The 20829-nt window shown below is 38.1% G+C and carries 12 protein-coding genes; 10 read left to right on the top strand and 2 right to left on the bottom strand.

Annotation, left to right across the window (positions count from 1 at the left end; genetic code table 11):
• Window positions 1–286: 286 nt before the first annotated feature.
• Window positions 287–862 (top strand): hypothetical protein, encoded by a 576-nt coding sequence (locus BUA53_RS10600; protein WP_072835350.1) that lies wholly within the window; start codon window positions 287–289, stop codon window positions 860–862.
• 15 nt (window positions 863–877) lie between these two features.
• Window positions 878–3055: a cation:proton antiporter gene (locus BUA53_RS10595; protein ID WP_072835349.1), complete on the top strand. Its 2178-nt coding sequence runs from the start codon at window positions 878–880 to the stop codon at window positions 3053–3055.
• A 33-nt stretch (window positions 3056–3088) separates the two neighbouring features.
• On the opposite strand, the gene BUA53_RS10590 is transcribed toward BUA53_RS10595, so the two are convergent.
• A complete protein-coding gene (locus BUA53_RS10590) occupies window positions 3089–3907 on the bottom strand; it encodes a sulfite exporter TauE/SafE family protein (protein WP_072835348.1) in 819 nt (272 codons plus the stop codon).
• Window positions 3908–4112: 205 nt separating this feature from the next.
• Here BUA53_RS10590 and BUA53_RS10585 point away from each other — a divergent pair, with 205 nt between their 5' ends.
• The 4 genes from BUA53_RS10585 to BUA53_RS10565 all read left to right on the top strand — a co-directional run bounded on the left by BUA53_RS10585 (window position 4113) and on the right by BUA53_RS10565 (window position 8670).
• Window positions 4113–4760 carry a Crp/Fnr family transcriptional regulator gene (locus tag BUA53_RS10585; RefSeq protein WP_072835455.1) on the top strand — a complete coding sequence of 216 codons (648 nt, stop codon included), beginning with the start codon at window positions 4113–4115 and terminating at the stop codon, window positions 4758–4760.
• Window positions 4761–5369: 609 nt separating this feature from the next.
• Window positions 5370–7064 carry a bifunctional metallophosphatase/5'-nucleotidase gene (locus tag BUA53_RS10575; RefSeq protein ID WP_072835346.1) on the top strand — a complete coding sequence of 565 codons (1695 nt, stop codon included), beginning with the start codon at window positions 5370–5372 and terminating at the stop codon, window positions 7062–7064.
• A gap of 91 nt (window positions 7065–7155) precedes the next feature.
• Window positions 7156–7698, top strand: coding sequence for a TlpA family protein disulfide reductase (locus tag BUA53_RS10570; RefSeq protein WP_084079980.1), 543 nt, complete (start codon window positions 7156–7158; stop codon window positions 7696–7698).
• Between the two features lie 198 nt (window positions 7699–7896).
• Entirely contained in the window at window positions 7897–8670 is a 774-nt protein-coding gene (locus BUA53_RS10565; RefSeq protein WP_139256410.1) for a hypothetical protein, read from the top strand.
• Window positions 8671–8876: 206 nt separating this feature from the next.
• Here BUA53_RS10565 and BUA53_RS10560 read toward each other — a convergent pair whose 3' ends face one another.
• Window positions 8877–10238 (bottom strand): Gfo/Idh/MocA family protein, encoded by a 1362-nt coding sequence (locus BUA53_RS10560; RefSeq protein WP_072835343.1) that lies wholly within the window; start codon window positions 10236–10238, stop codon window positions 8877–8879.
• Window positions 10239–11321: 1083 nt separating this feature from the next.
• Between BUA53_RS10560 and BUA53_RS10555 the strand changes: the two genes are divergently transcribed.
• The 4 genes from BUA53_RS10555 (at window position 11322) to BUA53_RS10540 (ending at window position 20786) form a co-directional block, all read left to right on the top strand.
• Entirely contained in the window at window positions 11322–12536 is a 1215-nt protein-coding gene (locus tag BUA53_RS10555) for an ROK family protein (protein WP_072835342.1), read from the top strand.
• Between the two features lie 45 nt (window positions 12537–12581).
• On the top strand, window positions 12582–15713 hold the full coding sequence (locus tag BUA53_RS10550; protein WP_072835341.1) for a SusC/RagA family TonB-linked outer membrane protein: 3132 nt from the start codon (window positions 12582–12584) through the stop codon (window positions 15711–15713).
• 25 nt (window positions 15714–15738) lie between these two features.
• Complete coding sequence (locus BUA53_RS10545; RefSeq protein WP_072835340.1) at window positions 15739–17703, top strand: SusD/RagB family nutrient-binding outer membrane lipoprotein; 1965 nt, start codon at window positions 15739–15741, stop codon at window positions 17701–17703.
• A 155-nt stretch (window positions 17704–17858) separates the two neighbouring features.
• Window positions 17859–20786 carry a GH92 family glycosyl hydrolase gene (locus BUA53_RS10540; RefSeq protein WP_072835339.1) on the top strand — a complete coding sequence of 976 codons (2928 nt, stop codon included), beginning with the start codon at window positions 17859–17861 and terminating at the stop codon, window positions 20784–20786.
• The last annotated feature ends 43 nt before the right edge of the window (window positions 20787–20829 follow it).

Here is a 20829-nt window from a genome sequence, read left to right as displayed (position 1 = left end):
AGAATAAAGGCCGCGATGTTACGCTTAACTTACTTTACTATCAGGCATATGCGCTGCAACACAATGATCCTGGTAACATCAAATAAAGTAGCCATATTATACTTAAGTATTTGCTGAACTGACATTAAAGAAAAGCCGTTTCTATTTGGTTTATGAACTGCGTTAGCCCATATTGCTTTTTTATTAAAAGCTAATTAGAATATATTAGTTGGATATTATTGCCACCTAGTTAAGCTAACTTTATAATCCTTAGCAAGGATAATAGTTAGTCTAAAGATTTAACCATATGAAATGGACCTCTATACTTTTATTTATTCTGGTTTTATTTACTTCAGGTTGTGATTCACAAAAAAAACGAAGAGAATTAAATGAAAAGGAAATTGCTTTAAATGAAAAGGAGCAGCGGCTCCTGTTGAAAGAAAAAACACTGGAGATCAAAGAGCAGGAATTGGCGAAAAGAGAGCAAAAGTTAGATAGTTCATTGAAGACAGATACAATTGGAAATTTTAATCCGGTTATAATAGGGAAATGGTCGGTAAAAATGACCTGTACTTTAGCTACATGTCCCGGCTCTGCAGTAGGTGATACTAAAACCGAATTATGGGATATTTCATACCAGGCTAATAAGGTTGTTGTCAATGCCCTGGCTGGAGATAAATTGGTAAGAGTATATATTGGAAACTTTACAAATAATATAATAGAATTAGAAGAAAATCCTGACAGCGCAGATTCCAATAGTAATACCCGCATGACAGTAAGACTGCAAATAACTGATGACCTAAATATGGAGGGGCAAAGAGAAATTGCCCGTGATAATGAATGCCGTGTTGTTTATTCTTTACAATTGGCAAAACAAAAATGATAAAGCCGGAAACTTATGTACTTATTAAGTGACGTGGATTTTAGTTTGCCATTAACGAACCCGGTGATTATTTTTTCACTGGTCCTTTTTATAATCCTTTTTGCTCCTATTCTATTTAATAAGATTAAAATCCCTCACATTATTGGTTTAATTGCAGCAGGAATAATAATTGGTCCCTATGGCCTTAACTTATTATTGCGTGACAGCAGTATTGTTCTTTTTGGAACTGTAGGTTTGATCTATATAATGTTTACTGCAGGCCTTGAAATTGACCTGGAAGAATTCCGTAAAAACCGTTTTAAAAGTCTTGTCTTTGGATTGTTTACTTTCATATTGCCCATGACACTGGGTACACTGGCGGCTTACTATATTTTAAATTATAACCTTCCTTCCGCATTATTATTAGCTACAATGTTTGCATCTCATACCTTGTTGGCCTATCCAATTGCAAGTCGCTATGGTATTTCCCGTATCCGGTCAGTAACACTAACAATAGGTGGCACTATCATTACTGATATATTGGCATTGTTGGTATTAGCAGGAGTTACAGGAATGACACGTGGGGATATCAATGCAGGTTTCTGGATTCACCTTGCTATCGCCACTATAATATTTGGGTGCATAGTTTTTTTCTTATTTCCTATTATAGCGAGGTGGTTCTTTAAAAAGTTCGACGAGCCTGTATCACAATACATTTTCGTTTTGGCAATGGTATTCTTAGGATCCTTTATAGCAGAATTGGCAGGGTTGGAGCATATTATTGGCGCCTTTCTGTCTGGACTGGCCCTTAACCGGTTTATTCCTCATTCTTCTGCTTTGATGAACCGGATAGAATTTGTAGGCAATGCTTTCTTTATTCCCTTCTTTTTAATCAGTGTTGGAATGCTGGTGGACTTTCGGGTCCTTTTTAAAGGGGTGGGTGCACTGGAGGTTGCCGCAGTGATGATTATTCTGGGTATTCTTTCAAAATTCCTTGCTGCCTTCTTAACCCAAAAAACATTCAGGCTTTCAAGCCTGGAAAGACAGATGATCTTCGGGCTAAGTACCGCCAGGGTTGGAGCCACTCTTGCTATTGTATTAGTTGGTTATAACATCATTATTGGTGAAACAGGTGCAGGTGAGCCTATACGATTAATCAATGAGGATGTATTGAATGGAACAATTTTAATGATACTTGTTACATGCACAGTAAGTTCTTTTATAGTAGAAAAAGCCTCGCAAAAACTTGCACTTAAAGAAGAACATCAAAACGGAGAAGAAACTGAAGCTCAGGAAAAGATACTTATTTCCCTCGCTTATCCTGAAACTGTAACAGAGTTGATAGACTTTGGTTTAATGTTAAAACCTAAGAAAAGTAATATCCCCGTTTATGCCTTAAATATAATCAGCGATGAAGCTGAGAGCAATAAAACAGCCTCTGTTGGCAGGAAAATGATGCAAAAAGCAGTTAGCCATGCTGCAGCTACTGAACAAACTATTCTTCCCATTACAAGATTTGACATCAACATAAGCAATGGAATTATATACACCTTAAAAGAACAAAATATTACGGACTTGCTAATAGGTCTTCACCAGCAGGCTAACCAGCATAGTTTTTTGGGACCAACAGCAGAACAGATATTAAAACATACAGCAGAAACAGTATTTATTTATAAATCTGTTCAACCCTTGAATACTATAAAAAGGATGGTTGTCATCGTTACTGCAAGGGCAGAATTGGAGCCTGGTTTTTCCCATTGGTTCAGAAAGCTGTCTACTATAGCAAAGGAAGCCGGATTGAGCCTGGACTTTTTTGCAACAAATGAAACGCTGCTTGAATTGCAAAGCCTTCAAAAGGAGCAAAGATCAGAAGGGAAAATGACATTCAACCAATTCTGGAATTGGGATGACTTCCTGATTTTTACCCGGGAAGTGAAAAAAAATGACCTCTTAGTAATAGTTTCTTCGCGCAAAGGACAAATATCTTACCAGCATCAATTGGAGAAACTTCCCTATTACCTTTCTAATTACTTTACTGCCAATAGTTTTATTATGTTATATCCTAAGCAAGTAGAAAAGGGAATAAAAATGGACGATGTTCAATACTTCGACAGCACACTTGCAGAAAAAATTGCTGAAGCAAAAGTGGTTAGTAAAGCCGGGAGCTATTTGACGCAATTGTTTAAAAAGAAGCCTCGAGGGTCAAAGCAATAACCTTGTGTTCCTTTATTTTTTGATAATAGCCGTTTACATCAAAATCAGTCTTACACCCACCAGTAGTAATGCGAAGGCTAAAGATCGTACAATCCACACTGCTTTTATTTTGTGTGAATAGTAAGCACCCAATTGTGCACCTATTATTATGCCTGGAGCTATGGCCAGCGCTGTTTTCCAACCTCCCCCTTTAAAATTACCCTGGTATATGTGCACAATGGTACCGGCTAGGGCCATTATAGCTAATATAAAATGCGAAGTAGCTGTTGCCACATGAATAGGGAAGTTCAGTAGGGAAGTAAGCGCAGGCACATGAATGATCCCTCCTCCAATGCCTAGAAGGCTGGATAAAAAACCCACAAAAAAGCTAAGGATAATCCCGGTCCAGATATTAAAAGAATAATCATAATGCTGACCACTTTTATCGGTTAGTTTCCTGTGCGTATGATTTTGATTTCTATTTTTTCCTGCCAAAGCTCCCTGCTTTGGATTTATTAAAAGAAAAATAGAAATGATAAGCAATAATATTCCCAGTATAAGATCAAAAGTAGTCCTTGGAATATAACTGGTAAGAAAAGCTCCAATTACAGACCCTGGTAAAGTTGCCAATGCAAAAAGGATAGCAGATTTGTAATCAATACGCTTCATTCTTGCATAGGCAATTGATCCGGAGGTAGCATTTACAAACACCACTCCAAGAGATATGCTGGTAATCACCTCCGGTTTTAAGTCAGGGTAAAGTATTAATAATATGGGTACAAGAATAAAACCCCCACCAGCACCGATCAGCGTTCCGATAAACCCTACTAATAATCCTAATCCAGCCATCAATGCCAGGTGTGAAATATCCATTTCCTTACTTTATCGCCAAAAATAGATCGTTTGCTATTTATAAAATAATAGTTATCAAAAGATAGCATAGTTATGTTGACCAAGTTAAAATCTTACTACACCTTCTTTGGGATTATAATGAAATAGCAGAATAGCAAATTTTGAAGCATGCCCTATGTTGTGCTTTTTGCTTAAATTTAAAAGGAATAAATTGCTATATCTTATTATGACAGAACAGGAAATCGCTAAACAATTTCCGAAATTAGAACCTGAGTTGATACAGGAGATGGTCAAGGTGGCAGACTTAAAGGTTTTTCAGGAAGGAGATCTATTGATCAGGACCGGGCAGAATATCCGTTCAGCCATTTTGGTACTTGATGGATTGGTGAAGATATATCGTGAAGATGACCAGGGAAATGAATTCTTTATGTACTACCTGGATGCCGGAAAAGCATGTGCCATTTCTCTTGTTTGTGCATTGGGCAGTGAAACAAGCGGTTTGATGGCGAAAGCCATTACAAAAGCTTCAGTAGTAAGCATACCCGTTCAATATGTGGACGAATGGATGGGAAAGTATAAAGGATGGGCACAATTTGCTTTAAGCAGTTATAGGGAAAGATTTGAAGAACTTCTTGAAACCATCGATCATATTGCTTTCCGGAACATGGATGAAAGATTGGTTTTTTACCTGAAGCGTCATCAGGAAAAATTTCATACCAACATTGTCCCCATTTCCTTTACAGAAATTGCCCAGGATTTAAATTCATCCAGGGAGGTTATATCAAGATTAATGAAAAAGCTTTCAGAAAAAGGAATAGTTCAATTACATCGTTCACAGATAGAGATTATTGATTTGCAAAGAGCTTTATCCTAAATCACAAGGAAAAGTAATCACCACTGATTATTCAGCTTTGTTAGATTTTATCTGTTTATAATTAATAAAATGTCTTTCGTTTTCTGGTTGGCATACCTGGTATTTACTGCCATTTTTAATGATAATTGTATTCAATCTTTATAGTTAAATCTTTGTATGACATCAACATGTACACGTTAGAATGCACGGTAAAGTCATAATATCAATGCCCGTTTCTTTTTAAGGAAACGATAAAAAAATAAGTAATCCGCACAATCGTGACCAGTGTCACGATATACCATTTTATCCTTTCGGAAGTTTAATTAGAAATATTAGTAAAAAGTAGAAGTATATGAAAGGTTTGATATCTCAGCATAAGTTATATATGATAGGCTTTCTGCTCGGTTCTGTTGCAGGATTTTTATATTGGAAATATATAGGTTGTTTAACTGGTACCTGTTCTATTACCTCCAATCCCTTTAGAAGTAGTATATATTTTGGAATCATGGGTGCCTTGTTATTTGGTTTATTTCAAAAGCGAAAAGTTGAAAAGCCTGTTGAGTGAGATTAACCAGTTTAGATATAACAAGTCATTCAATAAAGATTAACCCTCATTAATAATTATATATTATGGTTAATGGTACATCCAGGAGAAATTTTTTACGTTACTCCACACTGGCTGGGTTAGGATTAACTTTAAATCCATTTTCAAGTTATGTACATATGGAAAGGGATGTTCTCCCATCAAAATGCAATGATGATTTAAAAGACGGGCAACAAAGGATTACAATACTTCAATCTACAGATGTTCATTGCCAGTTACACCCTCATGATGAAATGTTTTGGGAGAATGATCAAATGGTATTCAGAACTACAGGCGGATATGCGCACCTCGCTACTTTTTTCAGGCAAATGCGTCTTAATAATCCAAATACTTTTATTATTGATACAGGTGACATGTTTCAAGGTAGCCAATTGAGTGTGGAAACTACTGGAAAAGCCATACAGCCTATTTTGAATGCAATAGGTTATGATCTTTATCTGCCTGGCAATTGGGAAGTAGTTTACTATAAGAAGGCTATGCAGCAACTGTTAGGAGGGTTATCTGCTCCTAAGATATGTGCAAATATGTATCACGACATTGGTGATGGCAAAAAGGGGGATTTGATCTTTCCGCCATATTATATTTGGAGTGCAGCAGGAATCAAAATTGGTTTTGTAGGATACACAGACCCCCTGGTTCCCATCAGGCAATCACCGGCATACAGTAAAGGCATTATTTATACAAAACCCGAAGATAACCTGGAGCACTATGTTTCTGTATTGCGTGAGCAGGAGCAATGCAATATGGTTATACTGTTATCACATTTGGGATTATCCCAGCAGATTGCCTTATCTAATTCAAACGCATGCAAGGGAGTGGATTATATTTTCGGAGGAGATACCCATGAAAGGGTCCGGACTCCAATATATGGTAAGTATTCCAAAGTGGTTGAACCTGGAGCATTTGGTTCGTTTGTGGGCAAATTAGATCTCATAGTAGAAAACGGAGAGATCATTAATGAGCGTTATGACCTAATTGAAATAAATTCAAAAAGCTATGCACCGGACAATATAGTTGAATCTACTATTCAAAAAAATGAAGGGCCATTTAAAGAAAAGATGAATCAGTTGGTAGGGTATAGTAAAGTGCCCTTATACAGGTATTTTGTAGTTGAGAATACTATAGATACACTTATCATTGACGCATTGAAATGGAAAGTAGGGACAGATATCGTTTTATCTAATGGGTTTAGATTTTGTCCACCCAATAATACAAGAGATAATACCGGTAATATTCCAATAACTGAGGGTTACCTATTTGATATGTTGCCCGTGGATGCACAGGTGCGTACCGGAAAAGTATCCGGGGCTCAGATCATGGCCTGGCTGGAAAAAGAATTAAATAATGTATTTGCCACTGACGCTTCCCAGCGTATTGGAGGATGGATGGTGAAGTTTAAGGGCATGAAGGTGGAATTTAAAGCGTTTGTAGAGTTTGGGAAAAGAGTTCAGTCAGTTTTGATTAATGATGTGCCTCTTGATAATGCAACGCTATACTCTGTTTGTGCCTGTGAAAGGGAAGGAGACCCACCAGACATGCTATGCAGAATGACAGATGTTACAGAGGCCAGGAACACAAACTATAGCCTGCATAGAGTGCTTAAGGATTATCTAAAAGTCAATTCACCAGTTTCTCCATTGCCCGAGATGAATGCGGTTATCCTCGACGCTTCTAAAGATATGTTGAGCCAGGTAAGTGGAGTAGATTATCAATTTAGTTAGTTAAATCAACTACAAAAACATAATAGTAATTGGATTAATTACTTACGTTGCATTTATTTCCTGGAACTCTAAAGGCTGAAATATAAATACTATGATGAACAGACTAAGGATTATTGTAACCGTATTTGTAATAATGGTTATTACAGCGTGCAAGGAAAATATTGCGAAAACTAATGACAACAATGCAATAGTTGAACAATCGAATTCTGAAAGTAACACTGCGGGCGCTACAAAAGAAAGCCTGCCAGAGTTTTTATTAATGGATGTTAATGGTAACCCCGTCAATTTGCAAAACTTCAGGGGCAAAAAGATATTTGTTAATCTGTGGGCAACCTGGTGTCCACCTTGTCGTGCCGAAATACCTTCGATTGAGAAATTATATAGAGCAACTGATACCAATAAAGTTGCCTTTATAATGGTATCACTGGATGATAATTTCGAAAAGGCAAAAAAATATGCTAATAAAAAGAAGTTGAAACTCCCCATTTATTATCCGCAAAAAAGCCTGACTGGAATATTCAACGTATCCAGTATTCCATCCACTTTTATTTTTGATGAATCGGGCAATTTGATACAATCAATTGAAGGAGCTGCTGATTATAATACTTCACAGTTCAGGGATATGTTGAAATAATGAATTAAGAGCATATAATATGGGAATAGTTTTAAAACTAATCTTGTAGTAATCTTGTTGCTAAACTCATTACTATTGATTATGCCATGCGTTGTAGATTAAATGTAGTATATTGGAATAGAATCTTTCCCTCACAAAGCTTATTCTGTGCTTTTTGATCACCATTGATCATTTTCTTCATCACCAAATCATTTATTTATGAAATTGTCAGCAACTCTATGTATGGCTCTGTGCATGCTATTAACTGCTTCCTACAGTTATTCACAAGCCAACAAATCAATGAAAGGGGCTTACGCTCTAACAAGGCAAACGGTAAATGACACCGCTATGCCCATTCAGCAAATGAAACTTTATACAGAAAAATACATGATCTATGCCCATCCCATACCTGGAGACTCATTAGCCGATTATGGAATTGGAACCTACAAAATGCAAGATGGGAAAGTAATTGAATATGTTTTTTACACAAGTTCAGGCGGGGCACATAATGATACAGTAAAACTTGATATAACAAAGAAAGGCAATGGTTATTCTCAACTAATTAATTTTCCATCCGACACAGGCCGATCCTTTATCCTGGTAGAAGATTATGATAACGTCAGTAAAAATGCAAGAACTTCAATGGATGGCGCATGGAAACAAACTCAATCAGTATATATACCAAAGAATGGTAAAGCGGATACAAGCCAGGTTACACAGTTTAAAGTTTTTGAATCCGGCAATTTTATATGGGCTAATACTGTTCAGGATTCTGCCACCCATAAACCCAAGTCTGCTTTTGGGTACGGTACTTTTGTAATGAATGGAAATAACCAGTTAGTCGAAACAAATACCAATTCGACTTATAAAACAGACCTCGTTCAAAAACCTGTCACCTTACAAATTGAGTGGAAGGGCAAAGACAACTTTAAACAATCCATTGCATGGCCAAATGGTGATAAATCAATTGAGTATTATGAGCGATTAAAATAGAGTATTATAATTCAAATATTTAAATCACTTATCAATAGGATCGTAATAATTAAAAGGCCTCATTACTGAGGCCTTTTAATAAACTTTAAGGATACTATTTCATTGGGGTAAATGCCAGTCCTGATATCAGTTTCTTTCTTCAGGATTAAGAGTCAAAATAATCTAAAATCATTGAAGCTAAATTACCTCAATAACATTGAGACTCATTAGAATTCATTACCCAGGGCAAACACTGGTTTGCGGTACATCCATTGACCACCAGTGAAATCTGGAAATTCAACAGTTTCATTACCCAGTTCAATAGAGTTTTCACTTAATGGCGTTATGGCACTCCAGGTAGCAGCGTCATACACGTCCATAGGTGTTGGGGTCTTTCTTTTAATAGATTCAACAAAGGCATGAATGACAAAGAAGTCCATACCTCCATGGCCCGCACCTTCTGTTTCCTTGCTCCATTTTTCCCATAGCGGATGATCATATTTGTCCAGCCAGGTTTTGGCATCATCCCACTGGTGAGGTTTGGCTGATTTATCCTGTATATAAATCCCCTTATTCACATCCATCCAAAGTCCTTCTGTCCCTTGCACCCGGAATCCTAAGGAGTAAGGCCTTGGCAGGTTGGTATCATGTTGCAATAGAACTGTTTCTCCATTGGCACAATTGATCTGGGTAGTTACAATATCTCCAAGCTTAAATTTAACTTTCGCATTGGGATGGGTTTCTCCTCCTTTTTTGACAATATAATTGTGCAATCCCCGGGTTTTGGTTGAAAAAGAATTGAGGGAAAGAAAACGATTACCCCTGTTGATATCAATATAATGAGCGATAGGTCCAATACCATGAGTAGGATAGAGATCTCCATTGCGGTGCACTGAATGTTCTGTTCTCCAATGTGCTTCAGAATAGCCTTTTTCTCCAAACTCCACTCCATTGCCATAGTAATTAATGCCATCATTAAACTTCACTTCACGCAGGTCATGCTGATAACCGCCTTGCAGGTGAATGAGCTCACCAAATAAGCCCTGGCGCACCATATTAAGCACTGCCATCACATCGCGGCGGTAACATACGTTTTCCAGCATCATCACATGTGCATTATTCTTTTCTGCAGCTTTCACCACATCCCAATGATCCTGCAGTGTAATTCCTAGTATAACTTCTGTAGCGATGTATTTTAGCCCTGCATCAATAGCACCTATAATCATTGGCTTGTGCCATTCCCAGGGTGTAGCAATCACCACTCCATCAATCCCTCCTTTTATTTCCAGCATTTTTTTCCATGCATAGTTATCACCAGTAAAGATCTGTGGCATCTTTTTGCCAGTTTTATTGATCATATCTTTTGCAAGCGCCAGCGTGCGGGGTTCCACATCACAGATAGCCACCAGGTCTATATCCTGTCTTCTTAATACCAGTTCCAGGTTGTTTAATCCCCGGGCGCCTACTCCAATAATGGCAAGCTTTACCTTAGCATCACCATATTCCTTTGCAAATAAATTCCCGGAAGGCAATACAACTAATCCAGCGGCTGCTATACCTGCTGTTCTTACAAATTCTTTTCTATTCATTGGTTTTGATTGTTGGTGGTTACGTTAATTGAAAAAGGAAAGAAAAATAAGCCTTTTAAGGCCTACAGTATTGGAAATTAAAACATTTATGGAAAGAAGAATGCGCAAACGAAAGCGCAAAATTTCAAATCGATAAGAATGTTATCTGCCAATCACTTAAGATATCTGTCTAATTTTTCTTTAAGATGTGCCTATTCAGAATCGTATTGTTAAAGACTAATATTTATTAAGATAAATGCAGCCTTTTTCCATAATAAGTTTTAAAATTCTTTTAGATATAATTTTCAATACCAATGTAAAAGACCCGCATGCACTTCTCATAAGAACAATGCCTAAACGATGATAGGCCTTATATTTTGACTAGTAGGTCCATAATCATCAAGGTAATTATTTAAAGTGCTTTGATAATAATGTCAATGAAGCAAAAGTTTATTTGAAAAATGGCTTTTATTAAATTATTCGTACTTCATATCTGCAATAGGTCTTTGTTTCTGCCAGGTGGGCAACCATAAATTATTGTTTTCTTATACACAACATTTGAAATTGGCCGGAGTAAAAGCTGTTTGCTTATTCAAGGGAACCTGCAATTCAACTTTGAAATATGTTGACATTAATTTCGTATAAAGTCAAAAGAAAAAGCATAAAAAAGAGTCGAAAGCAGCACTTTTCTTATTATTCACAGGTGTATTCCAGGAATCCGTCCAGGATCTTCTAGTTATCTTCTCCCTACCTGCTATATAGCTTCGGCATAGGAAAGGCATGGATACTCCGTGCCCGCACGGAGTATCCATACCTTAGATAGGGAGGAGGTATACCGTAGTTATTGCTTAGATACCATCAAACCCATTTATAAACAAGCGTTTATTCTTATAGTTCCAGGGTCAAATAGTAGAAGTTGACAATCTTTAATGTATTGGCCCGGTAAAAGGAAAATTGCCCTGCCTGTTCCTATATATAAAGTCAGGTTGTTTAATATATCTTAGATATTCTTTTTAAAATAATTTAAAACTTTTTAATTATTTTATAAAAGTTCCTTATCTTAACTTAATTATTCTAATTGTTTTATAAACAACTCCTCCCGAAGTGAGCAAACAAGATTCTTATAAAAGAAACATAATCAAGCATTTATATTTTTCTGGCCAATTATCATGTGCTGAATTAAGCCAATTAACAGACAAGAGTTTACCTCTAACTACAAAAGTCCTTAATGAATTAATTGAAGAAGGAAGTGTACAGGAATTAGGTTATGCATTGTCTACCGGCGGCAGGCGGCCACAGACGTATTCCCTTAAATCGGACTTAATGTATGTGGTAGCTGTGGCCATGGACCAATTGATTACCCGAATGGCTATCGTGGATATGCGAAATAATCTTATTGGAGAGGTAGAAAAGGTAGAATTGAAATTAAATAACAATCCTAAGGCGGCAGAAGAACTTCGTAAGAATATTTTAAAGTTTATAGAAAAGTCAACTATACCTAAAAGTAAGATAGCTGGTATTGGTATTGGAATGCCAGGGTTTATAGATGTTCTTAAGGGCATCAACCACTCTTTTTTAAAGATAAGTGAAGGCAGCATTGTCAGTTATATAGAATCAGAGGTTGGCTTGCCAGTTTTAATAGATAATGATTCAAGTTTGATAGCCCTGGCGGAACTGAGATTAGGAGAAGCAAAGAACAGGCAAAATGTAATGGTTATCAATATTAACTGGGGAGTAGGCCTGGGAATGATTTTGAATGGTGAGTTGTTCCGGGGATATAATGGGTTCGCCGGGGAGTTTAGCCACATTCCATTATTTACCAATAACAAAATGTGCAGTTGCGGAAAAAGCGGATGTCTTGAAACAGAAACTTCTTTGCTTGTTGTAGCAGAAAAAGCTGTGGAAGGTCTTAAAAAAGGAAAGGTTTCAAGATTAAAGAATCTTGTATTAGAGAATATTGAAGAAACGGCAGCGGCAATTATGGACGCGGCTGACAAGGGCGATAAGTTTGCTGTAGAATTGTTTTCTGAAGCTGGTTATAATATTGGCAGGGGCGTAGCCATATTGATCCATTTGCTCAACCCTGAGTTAATTGTATTAAGTGGTCGGGGTGCAGGTGTGGGCAAACTATGGTTGGCACCTATTCAGCAGGCTATCAACGAACACTGTATTCCGAAGATTGCTGAGAACACTGAAATAAAAATTTCATCATTAGGCTTTCAGGCAGAACTAATAGGAGCGGCGGCACTGGTCATGGAAAATTTTGACATGCTTGATAGTGCTTTGGAAAAAAAGTCTTTTGATGACGTAGTGGCATAATCTATAATAAGAAGTTTAATACCGTTAATTTAAAATCAAACTGCAATGAAAAAAATGACCCCAAAGCTCCTGCTTTGCTTGTTACTGAATCTATGTTTTGTTGTGGCTATGGCACAGCAAAAGCATGTTTCGGGAACTGTAAAGGATGCAAATGGTAATCCTATAGCGGGAGTTACCTATCATATCAAAGGCACAAACATCAGTGGCGCCACTGATGAAAATGGAAATTTTAGTGTCGATGTAAAAGATGCTAATGCCGTAATTGAATTCACTTCAGTAAATTTTACAAGCAAGGAAGTTGCAGTGGGTACTGGCGCTAACTTGAATGTTGTATTAACCGAGGGCAATAACAGCCTGAACGAAGTGGTGGTAACAGCATTAGGTATCAGGAAACAAAAAAAATCCCTGGGATATGCTGTACAGGAAGTGAAAGGACAAACACTGGTTGAGGCCAGGGAGGTTAACCTGGTAAATGACCTTTCTGGAAAAGTTGCAGGTTTACAAGTTGTTCGTTCAGGTAACGGGCCTGGTGGATCTTCGCAAATAGTTTTGCGTGGTAACAATTCACTTACCGGAACCTCTCAACCATTAATTGTTGTAGATGGTGTACCTATGGATAACTACACAGGACGTGTAGGTATAGGCTCTACTAATGATTTCTGGAATCCTTCTCTTGATATGGGTAACGGATTAAGTGATATTAACCCAGATGACATTGCATCTGTTAGTGTCTTAAAAGGCCCTGCGGCCGCTGCACTATATGGTTCACTTGGTGGAAATGGCGTTATATTAATTACTACCAAAACCGGTAAAAAGCAAACAGGCCTCGGTGTTACAGTTTCATCTTCTGTTGGATTTGAAAGCATATTTACAAGGCCTGAAATGCAGGATCTTTATGCACAGGGAAGTAATGGAGTTTATGACTCTGTTTCTACATCAAGCTGGGGACCAAAAATAGCTGGCCAAACAGTTACTGACTGGGCTGGTAAACAGGTTACACTTCAACCTTATGATAATGCCAAAAGCTTTTTTGGAAACGGTATAGTTTCGAATCAGAATATCTCAATACAGCAACAGGTTAATAATACCTCTGTATTTGCTTCTTATAATCGCTTTGACAATAAAAGCATGATTCCCGGAGCTAAACTTACACGTAATAATATTACGGCAAGGGCGGTTACTAAGTTTGGCAATAATGACAACTGGACATTGGATACCAAGGTTCAATACATTAATGCAATTGCTAAAAACAGGTCGCTTGAAGGGCAAAACGGAAGCATCTTTGCCACTATATATGGCTTGCCAAGAACACTCAACATTCTGAATTTCGAAAATCCCCTGGATAGCAGTGGGAATATGTTCTGGTGGCAAAAAGGCTCCGGCATGAACCCTTATTGGGCTGCTAAATACAACCTGAATGCAGACACCCGTGACCGTTATATTTTATATGCATCTCTTAAACACCAGTTTACTAACTGGCTTTCAGGAGAACTGAATGGTGGGGCTGATATGTACACTACCAGTACTGAATCTAAAAGATATGGTGGAAGCCCCGGTAGTCAAAGTGGATCTTACGGACTAGGTAAACAAACCTATCATCAAACTAACTATAGCGGTATGCTTACTGCCAAAAAGGATAATCTATTTGGAAGATTAGGCGGTTCTTTAATGGTAGGTGGCAATCTTATGGCATGGCAAAACAGTGCTTTAGATATCAATGCAGGAAATCTACGGGTACCAAACTTATTCTCTGTAAACAATTCTGTAGGTAACCCAGCTGTGAGCCAGGCTTTCAGCCAGAAGAAAATTAATTCATTGTATGGAGCTCTGGAAATGAATTATGATAATTATCTATTTTTAAACACTACTTTCCGTAACGACTGGACTTCTGCACTGGCTCCAAAAAATAAATCTTATTTCTATCCTTCAGTAAGTCTTTCTTATGTATTCACTGATATGATCAATAGTCATGGAGGTGATTTACCTTCCTGGTTAAGCTATACTAAGTTGCGGGCGTCTTATGCTGAGGCAGGAAGTGATCTTGGACCTTATGAACTGTATAATACTTACAGCATTGGTACGGATCCTAATGGAAATACAACTGCCTCAAGAAATGGTACTTTGTATGATTCTACTGTGAAGAGTCAATTAATCAAGTCTTATGAAGCGGGGCTTGAAATGCGCTTTCTTAAAAGCCGGGTTGGTATAGATGTTTCTGTTTATAAATCAAATGCTATCCGTCAATTGATCGACCTTCCAATGGATCCATTAAGTGGTTATAGCAGGATGAAAGTGAATTCAGGAAATGTTCAAAACAAGGGAATAGAGGTAACTGCCGATGCACGCATTCTGGAAAGCAGAAATTCTCTAAACTGGACCATGGGAGTAAATTTCTCTCACAATAAGAATACAGTGCCTTCCATATATCCTAATGTAGACAAGTATGAATTAGGAGGTTTTGATAACATCAAGATCCTGGCAGTCGCCGGCCAGCCATATGGTGAAATTTATGGAACCCAGTTATTAAGGGTTACAGATCCGAAAGATGCAAACAATGGCCAATTGATTTTATCTTCCGGTGGCCTGCCTAAAGCAACTACAGATATAACCAGGCTTGGAAATCAACAGGCAGATGCATTATTAGGCCTTTCCAACTCATTTTCATATAAGGGGATAGGCCTTTCAGTACTGGTCGATGCCCGCATTGGAGGAAAAATATTCTCTCAAACCTTAGATAATATGCAACGTGCTGGTACTGCAGGTGTAACTGTAACGGGCGGATCCAGGGATTCAATGATCGTTCAGGGTGTGATACCAGACCCAGGGGGTAATGGATATATTGCTAATACAAACAAGATATCTACCCAGCAATATTGGGCAGCTGTCGCCGGTGCAGGAAACACAGGTATAACTGAAGCTAATTTATATGATGCGTCTAATGTAAGAATAAGGAATATCCAGTTGAGTTATAATCTACCACGCACCGTATTACAGAAAACTTTTGTTCAAAAAGCAATTGTGTCGGTGTCTTGTAATAATGTATGGCTTATCAGCAGCCATATGCATGGATTAGATCCTGAATCGGTATTTGCAACGGGTACTACAGCTGTGGGTTTTGAAAACGGAAGTGCACCTACCACCCGTACTTTTTACATCAACCTTTCATTAGGGTTCTGATCATTAACTCATTAATTCAACAGTCATGAAACATATAGTTAGAAAATCAATTTTATTAATAATGCCTGCGCTGATATTTTCTGCATGTAAGAAAATAACAGAAATCAATACCAATCCTGTGGCAGCCAATAAGGACCAGGTGCAGGTAGAATACTTTATAGATAATTCCATCATCCATGCACAAATGAACCCAGATGCTTCGGAGCGCACATTTGTACTTTATTGGGTTCCTGCAGGTCACCAGATCAGTGATGCAGATGGTGCCACATTTTCCTGGGCAGATTATAATGACGGATGGATCTCTGCATATTATAACAACCAATCTGGCGCTTTAAATTATATAAATAGTGCCATTGATGTTGCGAAACAACAAATAGCTGCCGGGAGCAATAAAAATTATACAAACAATTTAATGCAGGTTGCAAGAATATGGAGGGCCTATTTACTGAGTGAGATGAGTGACAATTTTGGTCCTATGCCTATTGAGGCTTTTCAAGGTGTCAATCCTGATTTTAAGGACGTAAAGAATGTTTATTATTTTATTCTGGATGAATTAAAAGACGCCACTTCTAAGTTAGACCTTTCTATATCATCTTTGCCATCAGATGTATCAAATGAAGATCCTGCTTACGGATTTAATTTTACCAAATGGCAAGCCTATGGCAATTCATTGAGGTTACGTCTGGCCATGCGTTTATCAGAAGTGGATGCTGCTAAAGCAAAGGCGGAATTTGAAGATGCAGCCCAGGGAAATTTACTGATAAATGCAAACCAGATATTCCAGGTACAGGAAAAGTCCGGATGGGATGATCTGTCAGGCATGTATTCCCGCTGTTGGTATCAATTGCCAGAAGCGGTTACTTTCAATAACCTGGTAGTTAATTTAGGAAGTGTGACATCGCAGCAACAGATCCCGTCGGTGATTAAGGATGTGCCAAGCCAGGCTACTGCCATTGCTAATATTAAACCTGCTGATTATGCCGGGCAATATTATCCTGTACAATTAACTACAAAAACTAATAATCCCTTTGCACCTTATTGGTTAGATGGATTACCTAACACGATTGACCCAAGAGCATACCAGATCTTTTATATGCCGGGTAATAGCAGTGATGCTTCATTCCCTGGCGGAACCTGTGGTGCTGTTACCTCAAACACAATTGGTAAAGTAAAAGATGCAAGTGGTACAGTAATTAAAACCATAGATGGAAAATATACCTGGAATCCTACCCCTGATGGTAACTGGGGTGTGAAAGGTGATTGGCACAATAAACTTTTCCAGGCCCAGGATATAGGCGCGTCTACAGGCATGTCTCCAACCTTGAAGAACCAATTCAGAACACAAAATGCAAAAAGAGTGTTTTTTGGCGCCTGGGAAACTTATTTCCTTTTAGCTGAAGGTGCAGTAAGAGGTTGGACAACACCTGTTGACGGGCAAACTGCATACGAAACTGGAATAGCAAAGAGCTTCGAATATTGGGACGTTTCCTCTTACCTGGGGACTTACCTTGCCTCTACTGAATATAATAGAGTAGGAACATCTGTTAGCTGGTCCCATACTACAGAACCAGGGGATAGCCACGTTATGAACTATGTAGATGGCATTACAGGAACACCTGGAACTGCGACCATAGCTTACCCTGTAAATAATTTATACAAAAACGGAACTGTAAGAAATGACCAGCTTACTAAAATTATAACCCAAAAGTTTATAGCACAAACACCATGGTTGCCTCTTGAAACCTGGAATGATCACAGGAGGTTAGGGTTGCCATTCTTTGAAAATGTGGTGCTTGAAGGTCCTATTCAAACTCTTCCTGAACTTAATACGGGTAATCTTATGACTAGTAAAGTTCAATTTTTCCCACAAAGAATGAAATATCCATCTGGTCTGAAAAACAGTAATGTAAATGGTTACAACCAGGCAGTGGATGCTTTGGGTGGTCCAGACGAGGTACTCACACCATTATGGTGGGCTAAAAAGCAGTAGTTAGTTTTTCTCATATAGCAGTGCTTGTATTTTCATAGCCCCTATTTCTATAGGGGCTATTTTTTCAAATTCACCGGATACATTCAAGGGTTAAGTTTGATATTCAGTTATAATGCTAATGTGCAGTTACTTTTAATTAAACAAATAAATATTGTATGGGTTGGCGTCGGTTTTCTTTTGGTGTTATGCTTTTCATTTTCACAAATGCGGTAGGGCAAAAGAATTATTCTTTATTGGTAAATCCTTTTATTGGAACGGGGGGACACGGTCATACATATCCAGGTGCAAGCATGCCCTTTGGAATGATGCAACTAAGCCCTGATACAAGGCTTGAAGGGTGGGATGGGTGCGGAGGGTACCATTATTCCGATTCAATTATTTATGGCTTTTCTCATACACATTTAAGTGGTACCGGCATTGCGGATTACTGCGATATATTATTGATGCCATTTACTGGTGAAGTAAAATGGAAGAATAAAGAATATGCATCACCATTTTCGCATAAGAATGAAAAGGCGCATGCTGGTTATTATGAAGTATTGCTTGACAAGAATAACATTAAGGTAGCGTTAACCACATCCACACGATCTGGCATGCATGAATATAGCTTTCCCAATAACGCTTCGGAAGGAAACATATTACTTGATCTGCAACACCGTGACCAGGTTCTGGAATCTTCTCTTGAAATACTCAATGCTTACGAGGTAAGAGGAATGAGAAGGAGCAGCTCATGGGCAACAAATCAATCAGTATTCTTTTATATGAAGTTTGAGAAACCTTTTAAGGACTATGGTATTGCAGTGAATGATACACTACAGAAAGGAATTAAAATTGCTACAGGAAATAATATTAAATCCTATTTCAGTTTTGACCTTACAGGAGATAAAAAACTTCATGTAAAGATCGGTATATCAGGGGTTAGTATGGAGAATGCAAAACTCAACCTGGATACGGAGATTCCGGATTGGGATTTTAATAAACTAAAGTCTATTGCTGAAAATACCTGGAATAAGGAATTGGGAAAAATAGATGTCAAAGGAGGAAGCGCTGATCAGCAAACAGTCTTTTATACTGCTTTATACCATGCCTGCTTAGCACCAAATACATATACTGATATAAATGGTCAATACAGGGGTACTGATCTAAAAATTCACAAGGCTGATAACTTCACTAATTACAGTGTGTTTTCTCTTTGGGACACACATCGCTCATTGCATCCATTGATGACTATTATAAACCGTAAACGCACCAATGACTGGATCAACACATTTTTGGCTCAATATAAATATGGAGGTATGTTGCCCGTTTGGGAGCTAAGCGGGAATGAAACCTTTTGTATGATTGGATACCATTCTGTTCCTGTTATTGTAGATGCTTACCAAAAAGGAATTCGTGATTTTGATGCTCAAATGGCGTTGAAAGCAATGACAAATTATGCAGAGAGTGATCGTTTCGGTTTAAAGGAGTATGGAAATTTGGGTTTTGTCAGCAATGATATTGATCACGAGAGCGCCTCCAAAACTGTGGAGTATGCCTATGATGATTGGTGCATTTCTCAACTTGCCAAATGGATAGGAAATGACAGTGTTTACCGCAAATATTCACTGAGAGCTCAAAACTATAAAAACCTTTTTGATCCCTCTACTAAACATATAAGAGGAAAAGTACAGGGCATGTGGTATTCGCCTTTCAAGGCAACTGAAGTCAACAACTTTTTTACTGAGGGTAACTCCTGGCATTACTCTTTTACTGCCCAACAGGATATTGATGGTTTAATCAAACTACATGGCAGTAGGGAAGCTTTTGCTAAAAAGCTTGAGGAATTATTTACAACAACTGAAAACCTTAGTGGCCGGGACCAGGCAGATGTTACTGGGTTGATTGGTCAGTATGCGCAGGGGAACGAACCTAGTCATCACATGGCTTACTTGTTTAATTATGCAGGAAAACCCTGGCGTACACAAGAGTTGATACATAGGATCGGCACTGATTTTTATACGAATAGCCCCGATGGATTAATAGGCAATGAAGATTGCGGGCAGATGAGTGCATGGTATGTTTTGAATGCGATGGGCTTTTATGAAGTAACGCCAGGAAGTGGCATCTATGCATTAGGAACACCAATGTTTGATGAAGTGAAAGTACACCTGGAAAATACGAAAACGTTCTTCATAAAAGCACAAAACAGATCATCCGGCAATTTTTATGTAAATTCAGTATCCTTAAATGGAAAACTTCTCCCAGGGACTTATTTCAGGCATGCCGACCTTTCCAATGGTGGAGAGTTGATCTTTACAATGAGCAATAAACCAAACTATGGAAGAGGTGTAAAAGAAAAAGATATTCCGCATTCTTCAATAGTAGACGGCAAATTTGTAGCAGTCCCGTATTTTGACATGAACACCAACAAGTTTAAACAAAGCCTATCTGTTAAAATGGGAACCCTCGACAAACAAGCTGCCATTTATTACAAGTTGGATGCAAAAGAAAGTCAGGCCTCAGCTTTTACCCGGTATACAAAGCCATTCACGATTAATAATACTTGTAAGGTATCCTTCTATTCAGAAAATAACGGATCCAAAAGTGCCGTCGTAACACAAAGCTTTTATAAAGTTCCTTCTGACAGAACGATTACTGTAATGAGTGAAGTGAACCCAATGTACACTGCAGGTGGTGAACAAGCCTTAATTGATGGTATTACAGGAACAAAAAATTGGAAAACAGGGGAGTGGCAAAGTTATTTCGATAAAGATTTTGTAGCACTAATAGACCTCAAATCCTTGCGACCAATAAACCACGTTGGCATTCATGTATTACAGGATGTGAGTCCCTGGATAGTTTATCCAAAGGAGGTAATATTTGAGTCCAGCACCGATGGAAAGGTTTTCCAGCCTTTAACAACAGTCCGGAACAAAATATCAACAGAAGATAAAGGACCTGCTGTGCAGGAATTAGGTGTTGATGTAAAAGCCAATGCGCGGTATATAAAAGTTACTGCAAAGAATGGGGGTGTATTACCTGCCTGGCACGAAAGTGCTGGCCAACCCACTCATATTTTCATAGATGAAATACTAATCAGGTAAGTAAACTAAAGTTGTAAATCCAGGAAAATATCTTCTTGGTTAT

Origin of the sequence: Flavisolibacter ginsengisoli DSM 18119 (genome assembly GCF_900129295.1) — a bacterium.
Taxonomy (GTDB): domain Bacteria; phylum Bacteroidota; class Bacteroidia; order Chitinophagales; family Chitinophagaceae; genus Flavisolibacter; species Flavisolibacter ginsengisoli.
This window is presented reverse-complemented; position numbering and strand designations above follow the sequence as displayed.

What these genes read in the sequence shown, in the direction of transcription:
- BUA53_RS10600 (WP_072835350.1), top strand. Translation starts at nt 287, where the DNA reads ATGAAATGGACCTCTATACTTTTATTTATTCTGGTTTTATTTACTTCA.
- BUA53_RS10595 (WP_072835349.1), top strand. Translation starts at nt 878, where the DNA reads ATGTACTTATTAAGTGACGTGGATTTTAGTTTGCCATTAACGAACCCG.
- BUA53_RS10590 (WP_072835348.1), bottom strand. Translation starts at nt 3,907, where the DNA reads ATGGATATTTCACACCTGGCATTGATGGCTGGATTAGGATTATTAGTA.
- BUA53_RS10585 (WP_072835455.1), top strand. Translation starts at nt 4,113, where the DNA reads ATGACAGAACAGGAAATCGCTAAACAATTTCCGAAATTAGAACCTGAG.
- BUA53_RS10575 (WP_072835346.1), top strand. Translation starts at nt 5,370, where the DNA reads ATGGTTAATGGTACATCCAGGAGAAATTTTTTACGTTACTCCACACTG.
- BUA53_RS10570 (WP_084079980.1), top strand. Translation starts at nt 7,156, where the DNA reads ATGATGAACAGACTAAGGATTATTGTAACCGTATTTGTAATAATGGTT.
- BUA53_RS10565 (WP_139256410.1), top strand. Translation starts at nt 7,897, where the DNA reads ATGAAATTGTCAGCAACTCTATGTATGGCTCTGTGCATGCTATTAACT.
- BUA53_RS10560 (WP_072835343.1), bottom strand. Translation starts at nt 10,238, where the DNA reads ATGAATAGAAAAGAATTTGTAAGAACAGCAGGTATAGCAGCCGCTGGA.
- BUA53_RS10550 (WP_072835341.1), top strand. Translation starts at nt 12,582, where the DNA reads ATGAAAAAAATGACCCCAAAGCTCCTGCTTTGCTTGTTACTGAATCTA.
- BUA53_RS10545 (WP_072835340.1), top strand. Translation starts at nt 15,739, where the DNA reads ATGAAACATATAGTTAGAAAATCAATTTTATTAATAATGCCTGCGCTG.
- BUA53_RS10540 (WP_072835339.1), top strand. Translation starts at nt 17,859, where the DNA reads ATGGGTTGGCGTCGGTTTTCTTTTGGTGTTATGCTTTTCATTTTCACA.